Here is a 14,478-nt window from a genome sequence, read left to right on the forward strand (position 1 = left end):
CGTCTCCGTAACAGCGAGCCTAGCAGCGGGCACTAAGCTGGAAGGCAATGAAACTCGTTGATCAGCTCCCCATTCCCTCCGCACTTTCTTCCACAGGAGCAGGTCCGGACGCAGACGCGCTGTACAGCCGGTTCGTGGAATGGACTGAGAGCCGCGGACTGGCGCTGTATGAGGCCCAGGATGAAGCCATCATGGAGCTTGCGGCCGGCGCCAATGTCATCCTGGCCACGCCCACGGGATCGGGAAAATCCCTGGTCGCGATCGCTGCACATTTCCAGGCCATGGCGCGGGGTGAACGGAGCTACTACACAGCTCCGATCAAGGCCCTGGTTTCAGAGAAGTTCTTCGCCCTCTGCGACATTTTCGGCGCAGAGAATGTTGGCATGATCACCGGGGACTCCGGCGTTAACCAGGACGCCCCCATCATCTGCTGCACAGCGGAAATCCTCGCGAACATCGCTTTGCGTGAGGGCGCGGCAGCCGACCTGGGTGCCGTCATCATGGACGAGTTCCACTTCTACTCGGACCCTCAGCGCGGGTGGGCCTGGCAGGTCCCGCTCCTGGAACTGCCCCAGGCCCGGTTCCTGCTGATGTCTGCAACTCTGGGTGACGTCAGCCGTTTTGAGGACGCCCTGAGGGAACTGACGGGAAGCCCGACGACGACCGTCAGTTCGGCTGAACGTCCCATTCCGCTGCACTACTACTATCAGCAGACCCCTGTTCACGAGACCCTGGAGGAGCTGCTCTCCACTAAGCAGGTGCCGGTGTACGTCGTGCACTTCAGCCAGTTGGAAGCGATCGACCGCGCCCAAAACCTCATGAGCATCAACGTCTGCACGCGGGACGAGAAGGACAAGATCGCCGAGCTGATCGCGAATTTCCGCTTCGCTGCGGGTTTTGGAAAAACGTTGAACCGTCTGGTGCGCCACGGCATCGGCGTACACCATGCCGGCATGCTGCCGAAGTACCGGCGCCTCGTTGAGCAGCTGGCGCAGGCAGGATTGCTGAAAGTCATCTGCGGCACCGACACGTTGGGAGTGGGGATCAACGTCCCCATCCGCACGGTGCTCCTGACCGCGCTCAGCAAGTACGACGGCGTCCGCACACGGCTGCTCAATTCCCGGGAGTTCCACCAGATAGCCGGCCGGGCAGGCAGGGCAGGCTACGACACAGCAGGCACCGTGGTGGTCCAGGCACCCGAACACGTCACCGAGAACATCAAAGCCATGGCCAAGGCAACAGCGAAATTCGGAGATGACCAGAAGAAGCTGCGCCAGGTGGTCAAGCGGAAACCGCCGGAGGGATTCGTTTCCTGGGGTGAGCCCACGTACAAGCGCCTCGTTGAGTCTGTTCCGGATCCCCTGACCTCGAGTTTCGCCGTGACCCACGCCATGCTGATGAACCTGATGGAACGGCCAGGTGATCCTTTCACAGCCACCCGGCGCCTCCTGACGGAAAATCACGAGCCGAGGTCCTCGCAACTGCAGCTCATGAAGAAGGCCCTCGGTATTTACCGGGAGCTGCTGGCCGCGGGCGTGGTGGAACGCATCCCTGAACACGAACAGGGTCCCGACGGCAGAAGTGTCCGACTCACAGTGCACCTGCAGGCCAACTTTGCCCTGAACCAGCCGCTGTCCCCCTTCGCCCTCGCGGCCCTTGAACTGCTTGACCCGGAGTCGCCGTCGTACGCCCTTGACGTGGTATCCGTCATCGAAGCCACCCTTGAGAAGCCCCGCCAGATCCTCTCTGCCCAGCAGAAGAAGGCCCGCGGCGAAGCCGTGGCCGCCATGAAGGCTGACGGCATTGACTACGACCAGCGCATGGCCATGCTGGAGGAAGTCAGCTATCCGCAGCCCCTGGCGGAGATCCTGGGCGAAGCCTTCGACGTTTACCGCAAGGCGGCACCGTGGATTGGCGATTTCGAACTCGCACCCAAGTCCGTGGTGCGGGACATGTACGAACGAGCCATGAACTTCGGTGAATTCGTTCAGTTCTACGGGCTGGCCCGTTCCGAAGGCATTGTGCTCCGGTACCTCGCAGACGGGTACAAAGCCCTGCGCCAGACGGTGCCGCAGGATGCCTTGAGGGAGGACCTGGAAGATCTCATCGCCTGGCTCGGTGAACTGGTCCGCCAGGTGGACTCCAGCCTGTTGGACGAATGGGAGGAGCTCACCTCGGGCGCCGCGCCCACTCCGCACGACGCTCCCCCGCCCCCGCCTCCGTCATTGACCTCGAACATCCGGGCCTTCCGGGTTATGGTCCGTAACGAGATGTTCCGCCGGGTGGAGCTATTCGCTGATGAAGCCGCCAGTGCCCTTGGGGAGCTCGACGCCGCCGCCGGCTGGGACGCCGACCGCTGGGAAGATGTCCTGGACGACTACTTCGACGAGCACGACGACATCGGTACGGGGCCGGACGCCCGCGGCCCGGGACTCCTGATCATCACCGAGGAACCGGGGGTTTGGAAGGTCAGGCAGATCTTTGACGATCCCGCAGGGAACCACGACTGGGGTATTTCGGCGGAAGTTGACCTGGCTGCTTCCGATGAAACGGGGACCGCTGTTGTCCGGGTGACGGACGTCAACAGGCTCTAATTGCCCTAGTATGCTCGGATCATGAGTGTAATCAGGCCCGCCACGGCAAGCGACGTTCCCGCCATCCTGCAAATGATCCACGACCTGGCCATCTACGAAAAAGAGCCCGACGCCGTCCGGAACAACCCGGAGATGCTCATGGCGGCCCTCTTCTGCGAGCAGCCAAGCGTGTTCGCCACCATGGCTGAAAACGAGGCCGGAGATGTGCAGGGGTTCGCCGTCTGGTTCCTGAACTACTCCACTTGGGAGGGTGTCCACGGCATCTACCTTGAGGATCTGTACGTCACTCCCGATTCCAGGGGCGAAGGCCACGGCAAGGCGCTGCTGCAGTACTTGGCTGACACCGCCGTCGAACGTGGATATGCGCGCGTGGAATGGAGCGTGCTCGACTGGAATGAGCCCTCCATCAACTTCTATCGGAAACTCGGGGCCGTACCCATGGACGGGTGGTCGACGTTCCGGCTCACGGGTAATGCCTTGGAAGCCTTTGCCCGGCAGGAAGCCAGGATCGGTGGCTAAACCAGCGGCCCCTGTCCCGCACCTGGTCAAGGCGAGGCATGAATTCCGCGGCATGCGGACCGCCGAACATTTTTTTGAGCTTCCGCTTGACCACTTTCGCACCGGCAATAATGGTGAAACGATCACCGTGTTCGCCAGGGAATACGTCTCATCAGACCACAGTCCGGAAGCCGCCGCAGAGTTGCCCTGGCTGATCTACTTCCAGGGCGGTCCTGGCGGCCGAGGCAACCGGTTCACCTCGCTGGGCGGCTGGAGCAAAGCAGCGGCCAAGGATTTCCGCATCCTGATGCTGGATCAGCGGGGAACGGGACTCTCCTCACCCATCGACCGGAACACCCTGCCTCTCCGCGGGAATCCACAGGACCAGGCTGAGTACCTGACCCATTTCAGGGCGGATTCCATCGTGGCGGACGCCGAAGCAATCCGGCTTGCCCTGGGTTCGGGCCCCTGGACAGTTTATGGGCAGAGTTACGGCGGCTTCTGTGCCCTCAGCTACCTCTCCCAGGCGCCTGCCGGTCTGCGGGAAGTCCTCATCACCGGGGGGCTTCCTCCCGTGTCCGGCCCGGCTGAGCGTGTCTACCGTGCAACATTCCCCCGGGTCGCAGCCCGGAATGCCGAGTACTTCAACCGGTATCCCGAGGACCGTCCCGTGCTGCAGCGTATTGCCCGGCATCTGGCGCGCGTGGACGAGCGGCTTCCCAGCGGGGAACGCCTGAGCGTGGAACGTCTCCAGATGGTGGGGTCATTCCTTGGCGGCAATACCCGGATAGATGGGCTCCACCATCTCCTGGAAGACGCTTTTTCGCCCACACCCGACGGCGACCGCTTGTCCGATGCGTTCCTTGAGCAGGTATATTCCCTGGTCTCAAGGGCTTCCGGTCCGCTTTATGCGCTGATGCATGAATCGATCTATGGACAGGGCGAGTCAACTGACTGGGCTGCCTGGCGGGTCCTTAAGGAGTTTCCTGAATTCCTGCCCGATGCCGAGCCTGTCCTGCTCACCGGGGAAATGGTGTACCCGTGGTATTTCGAGCAGGACCAGTCGTTAGCACCGCTGCGGGCTGTGGCGGAGCTCCTGGCCCGGAAAAGCGACTGGAAGCAGCTGTATGACCCGGTCCGATTAGCCGCCAACACCACCCCCGTGGCCGCTGCCGTGTATACGGAGGATATCTACGTGGACAGGGAGCTTTCATTAGAGACGGCGGGCGCGGTACGCGGGCTCCAGGTCTGGGAGACAGCCGACTTCCACCACGATGGCATTGCAGACGACGGCGAGGCCATCTTCCGACGGCTCCTGGGCATGGTCCGGTCTGTACGGCCGGTTGCCTTGTCAGCCATCCGCACCTGATTCCAGTTGGCTTATCCCGGCTTGTCTGCGTTCCGGCGCCGCTGTTCAGGCTCGGCCTACCCCGAGGCGACCTTGCTGCCCGGCTGGGCCTTGGTCCTTTCGGCGAGGATCCTGGCAAGCGCTGCGGCGAGCACGGCCGCAGCCACCAGCCCCCCGGCCATGTTGAGTCCCTGATAGCCCACCCAGCTGAGGACCAGGCCTGAGAATGCCCCGCCCACAGCGCCCGCCAAACCCATGAGCATGTCCGATGTTCCTTGAACGACTATCCGCTCCCCGGGGCTGACACTTTCGGCCAGCAGGGTTGATCCTGCGATGCTTGCCGCCGACCAGCCGAGCCCCAGGAGAACCAATCCGATGGCCACAGATGTGGTGGAGGCGTGGCCGAGACCGGAAACCATCACGGCCGCCACAAGTGTCAGGTAGCCCAGGGCGATGGTTTGGATCCGCCCGGCCTTATCCGTCAGCCAGCCCATCACAGGGGACAGGGCAAACATCCCCGCGATGTGCAGGGAAATCGTGATTCCGATAATCACCAGGACGTCCCCGCCAGCCGAATGATCGGCATGGGACACCCCTGGCCCGGCCACCAGGTCCTGCAGGTGCAGGGGTGTCATGGACATGACGCCTACCATCACGGCGTGGGCACCCACCACCGCGGCCAGGGCAAGGATTGCCGCGGGTGAGCTGCGCACGGCACGCAGCCCCCGCACCAGCGAACCGCGCCTGGGCGTCCCTGGTGTCTGCTGGCCTGCGGAAGGCGGACCCGCCTTCTGGGCAGCATCGGCGGTTTGCGCAGTGTCGGCTGCTGCCAATTCCCGCGCCAGCAGCAGCGGGTCAGGACGGAGTCCCACCAGCAGCAGGGCGGCGGCCAGAAGGAGTCCGGCGGCTGAAATAACAAATGGCCCTGCAATGGGCGGCAGACCCAGTGCCTGCCCGACGACGGCCCCTGGCTGGATCAGGTTTGGCCCGGCAACGGCGCCGATGGTTATGGCCCACACCACCGCCGACAGGGCACGGCCGCGGTGTTCTGAGTCGGCAAGGTCGACGGCGGCAAACCTGGCCTGAAGGTTGGAAGCTGCGCCCACTCCGACCCCGGCAGCACCCAGGATGAGCAGCACGAAAATTCCCGTAACAACTGAGAGCACCATCAGCAGCGTGCCGGCGAGGGCAGTGGCAAGCCCTGAGACGAGGCCGATCCGCCGCCCCCGGCGATCGGCGAGTGAGGCCAGCGGCAGGGCCGCCAGTGCAGCTGCGAGGGTCATGACGGTTGCCACAGATCCTGCCCAGGCGTTGGAACCGGAGAGGTCCACGGCAAGCAGGGAGCCGATGGAAACCGTGGCTCCGGTGACGATCGCACTAAGAAGCTGTGCCAATCCGAGGATCAAAACTGTACGGCGCTGTACCTGTATGACGGTGGGTTCGGCCTTGGAGGAAGTAGCCATTCTCAGAGCATAGACCGCACGGGCACAACCTGACAGGGCCCTCGGCGTGCCAGCTGCAGGCCATTGAAAACGAACAACCCCGGCCACAGGAGTGGCCGGGGTTGCAGATAAGTCTCAGTGCTGTGGGGCGTGACCCTTAATCGACGTCGCTCAGGCTCTTCCGTGAGTCTTCCTCGAGGCGGGCATCGAGCTTTGCCTTCGTGGCCTTTGAGCTGACCAGGCTGGCGATGACTGCAACCACGATGGTGCCGACGATCACTGCCAGGGACACGTACGTGGGAATCTCGGGTGCCCATTCGATGTGGTGGCCGCCGTTGATGAACGGAAGTTCGTTGACGTGCATGGCGTGGAGAATAAGCTTGACGCCAATGAATGCCAGGATGACCGACAGTGCGTGCTTCAGGTAGATCAGCCTGTTCATCAGCCCGCCGAGCAGGAAGTAGAGCTGACGGAGTCCCATCAGGGCGAAGATGTTGGCCGTGAATACGATGAAAGCGCTCTGCGTCAGGCCGAAGATTGCCGGGATGGAGTCCACTGCAAACAGCAGGTCAGTCATGCCGATCGTCACGAAAACGATGAGCATCGGCGTGAAGACCTTCTTGCCGTCAACCACCGTGCGGAGCTTACCGCCGTCGAACTTCTCGGACATGGGAAGCACCTTGCGGATCCGTGCGATCAGCGGGTTCTCGGTTTCTTCCTCATCCTCGCCCTCGTCCGTGGCCTGCTTCCAGGCAGTCCACAGCAGGAAGGCACCGAAGATGTAGAACACCCAGCTGAACTGTTCGATCACGATGGCACCGAGCAGAATGAAGATGCCTCGCAGGATAAGGGCGATGATGATGCCCACCATGAGGACTTCCTGCTGGTACTTCCGGGGCACCGAGAAGCGGGCCATGATGATGATGAAGACGAAGAGGTTATCAATGCTGAGGCTGTATTCCGTTACCCAGCCTGCTACGAACTGGCCGCCGTATTCCGGACCCGCAAAGGCGAACATGCATCCGGCGAAAACGAGCGCCAACGCGACGTAGAAGGTGACCCACAGGCCGGCTTCCTTCATCGAGGGTTCATGCGGTCGCTTAACCACCAGCAGCAGGTCGAAAAGCAGGATGACACCGAGGACGATGAAGGAACCGATCTCAAACCAGACGGGAAGTGTGGGCACGGGTGCTACCTTTCGCAGGGTACAAAAAATGATGTAAGTCTCTCCGGCTGACCGCGCACTTTGTGCTGAATGGCCGCCCGCTACACCCGGCAAGGCGTCTGTGCCTTGCGTGTTGACGTTCGTAGCGCTTGGGATACTCCCCTACGTCAGAACAACTTTACCCTACCGTCCCGCGTGCCCGTCACCGGGACGTGACCATTTGGTCAGCGTACGTGACCTAAACGTGACCTAAGGTGTTCCCGAGCAGCGTCGCTAGGCGTGCCCGGCGGCCTGCATTTGACGGAGTTCTTTCTTCAGGTCCCCGACTTCGTCCCGGATCCGGGCAGCGAGTTCGAACTGCAGTTCTGCTGCGGCAGCATGCATCTGCTCCGTCAGTTGTTCGATCAGGCCAACCAGATCCTCTGCCGGGGCAGCAGCCAGGCCGTCCGACCTGACGGTCGCCGGACCCTTGCCTGCAGGCTTTCCACGTTTGGCCCCCTTGGCCAGACGGTTGTTGTTCAACAGTTCCTGGGTGTCGGCGTCTTCCTTGGCAAGCTGGTCAGTAATGTCTGCTATCTTCTTCCGCAGCGGCTGCGGATCGATACCTTTTTCTGTGTTGTACGCCACCTGGATTTCCCGGCGCCGGTTGGTTTCGTCGATTGCCTTCGCCATAGAGTCGGTGATGCGGTCCGCATACATGTGGACCTGACCGGAAACGTTACGGGCGGCGCGCCCGATCGTCTGGATGAGAGACGTGGCAGAGCGAAGGAAGCCTTCCTTGTCCGCGTCCAGGATGCTCACGAGGGACACCTCGGGCAGGTCCAGGCCTTCGCGCAGGAGGTTGATGCCCACCAGGACGTCGAAACTGCCCATGCGCAACTCCCGCAGCAGCTCCACACGCCGGAGCGTGTCCACATCCGAGTGAAGGTACTGGACCTTGACTCCATGACCGAGCAGGTAGTCGGTGAGGTCTTCGGCCATGCGTTTGGTCAGGGTGGTGACCAGGACCCGCTCGTTCTTCTCCACCCGGCTGTTGATCTCGCCCAGGAGGTCATCGATCTGACCCTTGGTGGGCTTGACGATAACTTCCGGATCGATCAGGCCGGTGGGGCGGATAATCTGCTGCACGTAGCCGTCGGCTTTGCCGAGTTCGTACTTACCCGGAGTGGCGGAAAGGTAGACGGTCTGGCCGACGCGTTCGAGGAATTCGTCCCATTTCAGCGGCCGGTTGTCCATTGCGGACGGCAACCGGAAGCCGAAGTCCACCAGGTTCCGCTTGCGAGACATGTCGCCCTCGTACATGGCTCCGATCTGGGGCACGGTGACATGGGATTCATCGATCACCAGCAGGAAGTCGTCCGGGAAGTAGTCAAGGAGGCAGTGGGGAGCGGTCCCCCGGGCACGGCCGTCAATATGCGCGGAGTAGTTCTCGATGCCGTTGCAGAAGCCCATCTGCTGCATCATTTCCAGATCATAAGTGGTCCGCATGCGAAGACGTTGAGCCTCCACGAGCTTATTCTGGCTCTCCAGCAGTTGCAGGCGTTCCGCGAGTTCGTCTTCGATCCGCTTGATTGCCCGCGCCATCCGCTCAGGCCCCGCTACGTAGTGTGAGGCAGGGAAGACATACATCTCCTCTTCGTCCCGGATCACCTCTCCGGTCAGCGGATGCAGGGTGTGGATAGCCTCAATCTCATCGCCAAAGAATTCAATCCGGATGGCCAGTTCCTCGTACATCGGAATGATCTCCACGGTATCGCCGCGGACCCGGAATGTTCCCCGGTGGAAGTCCATGTCGTTGCGCGCGTACTGCATGGAGACGAATTTCCTGAGCAAATCGTCGCGGTTCATTTCGGCTCCCCTGCGGAGGGTCACCATTCCCGCGATGTATTCCTCGGGGGTGCCAAGGCCATAAATGCAGGAAACCGTTGCCACAACGATCACGTCCCGGCGGGTCAGCAGGGCGTTGGTTGCTGAGTGCCGGAGGCGTTCAACTTCCTCGTTGATGGAAGAGTCCTTCTCGATAAAGGTGTCCGTCTGCGCCACGTACGCCTCGGGCTGGTAGTAGTCGTAGTAGGAGACGAAATACTCCACAGCATTGTTTGGCAGCAGTTCCCGGAACTCGTTGGCGAGCTGGGCCGCGAGGGTTTTGTTCTGCACCATGACCAGAGTGGGCCGCTGTACCTGTTCGATGAGCCACGCCGTGGTGGCGCTCTTGCCGGTACCCGTGGCGCCCAGCAGCACAACGTCCTTCTCCCCGTTCCTGATGCGCTCCGTCAGTTCCGCAATGGCTGCCGGCTGATCACCGGCAGGCTTGAACTCACTGATGACCTCGAACGGGGCCACGACACGGTTAATTTCCTGCGCAAGACTCATGGTTCTAATCTACCGTCGGCCAGGGACATGGGAAGTCCAGCCCAGGACAGGCACTGTCCGCAATCTAGGTATTCACCCTTGAGGGGTACGACGGCGGCCTCCAGCCGCTGCGCTTAACCCACTGCTCCATCCCCGGGTCTGCGACCTCGGTGAACCAGGCTTCTTTATCCACTGCATAACCAACCGTCGACGTGTCGTTCGCATGGAGCGCTGCCACCCTGCGCTTCTCGGCACGGTAAGCCTCAAGGGCTGAGGCATCTGCTCTGAGCCAGTCGCGGAAACACAGCGCATAGCGCCATCCCGGGGAGCCGACGGCCCGCACGTGAAGGTTCACATCGCGGCCGGGATCAGCGTTGCCGTGCAATCTTTTCCGCCACTCCGAGGGATGCGGAGTGGATGGCCTGGGGTGGTCGGCCAAGACGCCAGGAAAAGGTGGAAAACCAGCAGCTGCGAGCAGGGGCGAAATACGGTCGGCGGTTTCCAGATCCTCCACCGCGAGTTGAAGGTCAATGACATCCTTGGCTTCCAGGCCTGGGATGGCAGTGGAACCGACATGGTCTATGGCCACCACATCATCGGGTGCCGCTGCCTTGATGCGGGCCATCAGCAGGGTAGCCTGCCTGCTCCAGTCCGGATTTGGTGCCACGAGGACGGGTCCTCCTCTCCGCGGAGCCCGGAGTCCAAGCTCGAGGTTCTCCGCGAAGGGAACCAGTCTGTTCCGCCATAAGCGGTCTACTTGTTGCAGGAGCGCCTCTGGGGTGCCGGAGTTGTCCAGGACGTCGTCCGCTGCGGCGAGGCGGACTTCCCGGGACGCCTGGGCGGCCATCCGCGCCACTGCATCCTGCTCGCTCATTTGGCGGTGCTCCATCATCCGGCGGACACGCACGTCGTCGGGTGCATCGACCACAATCACCAGATGGAACGCCGGCCCCTGGCCGCTCTCGACGAGGAGGGGGATATCCTGGACCACCACCGCTCCCGGGGGCGCTGCTGTGGCCATCGCGGCGGCTTGTTCCCTGACAAGGGGATGGACGATGCCGTTCAAGACCGCCAGCTGTTGCGGGTCGCCGAAGACGACGGCGGCCAGCCTTGCCCTGTCGAGCCGGCCCTCCTCCCCCAGCATTCCGGGGCCGAATGCATCCACCACCCGGGCCAGCCCCGGTGTTCCGGGTGCGACCACTTCACGGGCCAGCGCATCAGCATCGATGACAACTGCTCCAAGTTCACGCAGCCGTGTTGCCACCAGTGACTTCCCCGAGGCGATTCCGCCCGTCAATCCAATCTTCAGCACTCCACCAGACTAAACTGATGCGGTGCTGAACGACGCTGATCCGGTGGAAAGCAGGGCAACGTCCTACACTACGGTGCCTGCAGGCCGCGATTTCCGCTCCGAGCTTGAAATCCGCCGCTCCCGGTTCATCACTGTTCTTCGCCGCACAGACAGTGAGGACGCCGCCCGCTCCCTTGTCACAGAACTCCGCAAGGAGTTCCACGATGCCCGGCACCACTGCTCAGCTTTCGTGCTGGGGGCAGACCGCGACGTCCAGCGATCGAATGACGACGGCGAGCCCTCCGGATCCGCAGGCCTCCCCATGCTGGAGGCATTGCTGAAACGGGAGACCGCAACGGGCGGTACAGACCTCAGCGATGTAGCCGCCGTCGTCGTCCGTTATTTCGGCGGTATCCTGCTGGGGACCGGAGGGCTGGTTCGCGCCTATTCTGACTCGGTGTCCACGGCTTTGGACGAGGTTCCGCTGGTGCGGCGACAAAGGCTTCGGCTCTGCACTGTCGCCGTTGCTCATGCCGAGGCCGGCCGACTGGAAAATGAGCTCCGCACCAGCGGCTATCTCCTGGCACAGACCAGCTATGAGGCCTCCGCGGCTGTTCTGACACTGGCCCTGGAGGATGATCCCCAGGCGGCTTCTGAAGCAGCAGACCGCATCGCAACCCTTACGTCCGGCGCGGCCACCGTCGTTCGCGGCGGCACCGAGTGGGTGGATGGATAACCACAGATACTCAGCTTGCTTGTTATTTTCGCCCTGAATAATGTTGTTCGAGTAAGGCATTACCCTCACCCATCTGGAGGAGAAACATGTCAACCCACAACATTTCCGGAAAGAAAGTGGCGTTCCTGCTGACGGACGGAGTGGAGCAGGTCGAACTCACCAGTCCCTGGAACGCGGTCAAGGAAGCCGGCGGCCTTCCCACCCTCGTTGCTCCCAACAGCGGCTCCCTGCAGGGGTTCCAAGGGACGGAGAAAGGGGAGACGTTCGACGTCGACGCCACCGTAGCGGAGGCGGACGCGTCGGATTTTGATGCCCTTGTCCTCCCTGGCGGCGTGATCAACGCCGATCACCTGCGAGTGGACAAGGATGCGCAGGCTTTTGCCCGGAGCTTTTTCGAACAGCACAAGCCGGTTGCAGCGATCTGCCATGGACCGTGGCTCCTCATCGACGCCGGAGTAGTGCGTGGCCGCAATCTCACCTCGTACCGCAGTCTGCAAACGGACCTGCTAAACGCAGGAGCCGAGTGGGTGGATGAGGAAGTGGTGGTCGACAACGGCCTTGTGACGAGCAGGACTCCTGATGACCTGCCGGCGTTCAATGACAAGCTCCTGGAGGAGATCGCCGAAGGAAAGCATTCGGGCCAGACTCTCTGATCCCTAACTCCAGCGATTAACGAAAAGGTGACCGCCCCCAACGGGGACGGCCACCTTTCGTTTGCTGGATCAGCTCACTCTCGTGCGCCGGTCAGCGGGACAGACTAGTTGCCAGTGAGCTTCTCGCGCAGTGCTGCGAGAGCCTCATCCGAAGCAAGGGTGCCGGCGTTGTTGTTGTTCTCGGCGGCAGCCGGCTCGGAGGAGTAGCTCGTGGTGCCTGAGTCACTGTCACCGGACGTTGCAGCTGCAGCGTCGTCAGCGGCGTGCTGGGCAACCTGCTTCTTGTGGGCTTCCCAGCGGGTCTGGGCGTCAGCGTACTGCTGCTCCCAGGCTGCGCGCTGGTTCTCGTAGCCTTCGAGCCACTCGTTGGACTCCGGGTCGAAGCCCTCCGGGTACTTGTAGTTGCCCTCTTCGTCGTACTCAGCGGCCATGCCGTAGAGAGCCGGGTCGAATTCGGTGCTCTCGGCGTCAACGCCCTCATTAGCCTGCTTGAGGGAGAGGGAGATGCGGCGGCGCTCGAGGTCGATGTCGATGACCTTGACGAACAGCTCGTCTCCAACGGAGACAACCTGCTCAGCCAGTTCAACGTGGCGGACTGCAAGCTCGGAGATGTGGACCAGGCCTTCGATGCCGTCTTCGACGCGAACGAACGCACCGAACGGAACCAGCTTGGTGACCTTACCCGGCACAACCTGCCCAAGGGCGTGCGTGCGGGCGAAGGTCTGCCACGGGTCTTCCTGCGTAGCCTTGAGCGACAGGGAAACACGCTCGCGGTCCAGGTCGACCTCGAGAACCTCGACGGTGACTTCCTGGCCAACTTCGACAACCTCGGACGGGTGGTCGATGTGCTTCCAGGACAGCTCGGAAACGTGAACGAGGCCGTCTACGCCGCCAAGGTCCACGAATGCACCGAAGTTGACGATGGAGGAAACGACGCCGGGACGGACCTGGCCCTTTTCCAGCTTGTTGAGGAACGTGGAGCGGACCTCGGACTGGGTCTGCTCGAGCCATGCACGGCGGGAAAGCACAACGTTGTTGCGGTTCTTGTCCAGCTCGATGATCTTGGCTTCGATCTGCTGACCGATGTACGGAGCAAGGTCGCGCACACGGCGCATCTCGACGAGGGACGCCGGCAGGAAGCCGCGCAGACCGATGTCGAGGATAAGACCACCCTTGACAACCTCGATGACGGTACCGGTGACGACACCGTCTTCTTCCTTGACCTTCTCGATGTCGCCCCAGGCGCGCTCGTACTGAGCACGCTTCTTGGAGAGGATCAGGCGGCCTTCTTTGTCTTCCTTGGTGAGCACCAGGGCTTCGACCTGATCGCCAACGGAGACGACGTCTCCCGGATCAACATCGTGCTTGATGGACAGCTCGCGGGAGGGGATGACACCTTCGGTCTTGTAACCGATGTCGAGCAGAACTTCGTCGCGGTCGACCTTGACGACTGTACCTTCGACGAGGTCTCCGTCGTTGAAGTACTTGATGGTGGCGTCGACTGCTGCGAGGAAGTCCTCAGCGGTACCGATGTCGTTAATTGCGACTACGGGGGTACCGGGCTTCTCGGTGGAGGTGATGGTCATGTAGTAGGGGCTCCGTTGTGGATAGTTAGTCGGTCAGGCAAACCGCCAGGCACACGTTATGGAACGCACGACTGGAAGACGGCAGAACACGCGGAACTGCCGGGTCATCCTGATTTTGTGGATTCTAGATACGTGCACGTAGTACACGCCCGTTTATTCTAGTCGTACCCGCCAAGCAGGGTCAAAAGGGGCTGCTATCAGGACTTGGGCTCCGGCGCTTGCTCGCGAAGGGCTCTTACGCCTTCCCCTTCCAATGCCCAGGACACTGCAACGCCGAAGACCAACGACCAGAAATAGGGCCCCAAGCCGAACATTGACAGATCAGAGACTGCCACGGCGAACGCGATCAGCGGCCCGAGTGTTAAAGGACCTGTGGTGATCCGCTTCAGCGCCATTCCCAAAACGCCAATTACTGCCAACCCGGCGATTCCGACCAGCAGTTCCAACGGCAGGACCACGCGGGTTCGGATCCCATCACAGTGAAAACGTCGGCAACAAATGGGAGGGTGGAACCGGCCAGGAGACCTATCACGATTGGCTCGGGGATGAGGCGTGCCAGTTGGTTTGCGAGCCCCAGGGCGGTGATAACCACCACTGCGGCGCCGGCAACCATTGAAGCCCCGGCGAGTTCAGCGAACGTCAGCCGGCCTTGGAGGGAGACGATGAAGATGAGTACAAAGATGTTCCCGGTCAGGAGGAGCGGCTGTCTGAACCGCAGACACAGAACCAGGCCGAGCAGGCAGGGCAGTGTATAGATGGTCATGACCCAAGCAGTCAGCTGCCCGCGTGACAGGTCCAGTTGTTGAGCGCCGG

At 61.9% G+C, this 14,478-nt stretch carries 12 protein-coding genes; 5 read left to right on the forward strand and 7 right to left on the reverse strand.

Annotated elements, in window-relative coordinates; genetic code table 11:
- Positions 1–47: 47 nt before the first annotated feature.
- Genes RIN13_RS08300 through RIN13_RS08310 form a run of 3 tightly spaced genes read left to right on the forward strand, consistent with a single transcriptional unit; the run spans position 48 to position 4,461 of the window.
- Positions 48–2,594, forward strand: coding sequence for a DUF3516 domain-containing protein (locus RIN13_RS08300; RefSeq protein ID WP_309106862.1), 2,547 nt, complete (start codon positions 48–50; stop codon positions 2,592–2,594).
- 21 nt (positions 2,595–2,615) lie between these two features.
- Positions 2,616–3,113 carry a GNAT family N-acetyltransferase gene (locus tag RIN13_RS08305; protein ID WP_309106863.1) on the forward strand — a complete coding sequence of 166 codons (498 nt, stop codon included), beginning with the start codon at positions 2,616–2,618 and terminating at the stop codon, positions 3,111–3,113.
- 52 nt (positions 3,114–3,165) lie between these two features.
- Entirely contained in the window at positions 3,166–4,461 is a 1,296-nt protein-coding gene (locus RIN13_RS08310; protein WP_375164747.1) for an alpha/beta fold hydrolase, read from the forward strand.
- A gap of 56 nt (positions 4,462–4,517) precedes the next feature.
- Here the strand turns inward: RIN13_RS08310 and RIN13_RS08315 are convergent, their stop codons facing one another.
- The 4 genes from RIN13_RS08315 to coaE form a co-directional block, all read right to left on the reverse strand.
- On the reverse strand, positions 4,518–5,903 hold the full coding sequence (locus RIN13_RS08315; RefSeq protein ID WP_309106865.1) for an MFS transporter: 1,386 nt from the start codon (positions 5,901–5,903) through the stop codon (positions 4,518–4,520).
- Between the two features lie 136 nt (positions 5,904–6,039).
- Positions 6,040–7,068, reverse strand: coding sequence for a TerC family protein (locus tag RIN13_RS08320; protein WP_309106866.1), 1,029 nt, complete (start codon positions 7,066–7,068; stop codon positions 6,040–6,042).
- Between the two features lie 252 nt (positions 7,069–7,320).
- The gene (gene uvrB / locus RIN13_RS08325) at positions 7,321–9,420 is read right to left on the reverse strand and encodes an excinuclease ABC subunit UvrB (protein ID WP_309106867.1); all 2,100 of its coding nucleotides are present in this window, start codon (positions 9,418–9,420) and stop codon (positions 7,321–7,323) included.
- 64 nt (positions 9,421–9,484) lie between these two features.
- Positions 9,485–10,711 (reverse strand): dephospho-CoA kinase, encoded by a 1,227-nt coding sequence (coaE, locus tag RIN13_RS08330; RefSeq protein ID WP_309106868.1) that lies wholly within the window; start codon positions 10,709–10,711, stop codon positions 9,485–9,487.
- 22 nt (positions 10,712–10,733) lie between these two features.
- Here coaE and RIN13_RS08335 point away from each other — a divergent pair, with 22 nt between their 5' ends.
- The gene (locus RIN13_RS08335; RefSeq protein WP_309106869.1) at positions 10,734–11,426 is read left to right on the forward strand and encodes a YigZ family protein; all 693 of its coding nucleotides are present in this window, start codon (positions 10,734–10,736) and stop codon (positions 11,424–11,426) included.
- Between the two features lie 86 nt (positions 11,427–11,512).
- On the forward strand, positions 11,513–12,079 hold the full coding sequence (locus RIN13_RS08340) for a type 1 glutamine amidotransferase domain-containing protein (RefSeq protein ID WP_309106870.1): 567 nt from the start codon (positions 11,513–11,515) through the stop codon (positions 12,077–12,079).
- A 104-nt stretch (positions 12,080–12,183) separates the two neighbouring features.
- Here RIN13_RS08340 and rpsA read toward each other — a convergent pair whose 3' ends face one another.
- From rpsA to RIN13_RS08350, 3 genes are all read right to left on the reverse strand, one after another.
- Positions 12,184–13,665, reverse strand: a complete 1,482-nt coding sequence (gene rpsA / locus RIN13_RS08345) for a 30S ribosomal protein S1 (RefSeq protein WP_309106871.1) — start codon at positions 13,663–13,665, stop codon at positions 12,184–12,186.
- A gap of 197 nt (positions 13,666–13,862) precedes the next feature.
- Positions 13,863–14,060, reverse strand: coding sequence for a hypothetical protein (locus RIN13_RS20490; RefSeq protein WP_375164746.1), 198 nt, complete (start codon positions 14,058–14,060; stop codon positions 13,863–13,865).
- A gap of 14 nt (positions 14,061–14,074) precedes the next feature.
- Positions 14,075–14,478 (reverse strand): benzoate/H(+) symporter BenE family transporter (locus RIN13_RS08350; RefSeq protein WP_309106872.1); only part of this gene is annotated, 404 nt, incomplete at its 5' end.

The organism is Arthrobacter sp., from assembly GCF_031179985.1.
Taxonomy (GTDB): Bacteria; Actinomycetota; Actinomycetes; order Actinomycetales; family Micrococcaceae; genus Arthrobacter.

What these genes read in the sequence shown, in the direction of transcription:
- RIN13_RS20490 (WP_375164746.1), bottom strand. Translation starts at nt 14,060, where the DNA reads ATGGCGCTGAAGCGGATCACCACAGGTCCTTTAACACTCGGGCCGCTG.
- RIN13_RS08305 (WP_309106863.1), top strand. Translation starts at nt 2,616, where the DNA reads ATGAGTGTAATCAGGCCCGCCACGGCAAGCGACGTTCCCGCCATCCTG.
- RIN13_RS08315 (WP_309106865.1), bottom strand. Translation starts at nt 5,903, where the DNA reads ATGGCTACTTCCTCCAAGGCCGAACCCACCGTCATACAGGTACAGCGC.
- RIN13_RS08310 (WP_375164747.1), top strand. Translation starts at nt 3,166, where the DNA reads ATGCGGACCGCCGAACATTTTTTTGAGCTTCCGCTTGACCACTTTCGC.
- uvrB (WP_309106867.1), bottom strand. Translation starts at nt 9,420, where the DNA reads ATGAGTCTTGCGCAGGAAATTAACCGTGTCGTGGCCCCGTTCGAGGTC.
- rpsA (WP_309106871.1), bottom strand. Translation starts at nt 13,665, where the DNA reads ATGACCATCACCTCCACCGAGAAGCCCGGTACCCCCGTAGTCGCAATT.
- RIN13_RS08340 (WP_309106870.1), top strand. Translation starts at nt 11,513, where the DNA reads ATGTCAACCCACAACATTTCCGGAAAGAAAGTGGCGTTCCTGCTGACG.
- RIN13_RS08300 (WP_309106862.1), top strand. Translation starts at nt 48, where the DNA reads ATGAAACTCGTTGATCAGCTCCCCATTCCCTCCGCACTTTCTTCCACA.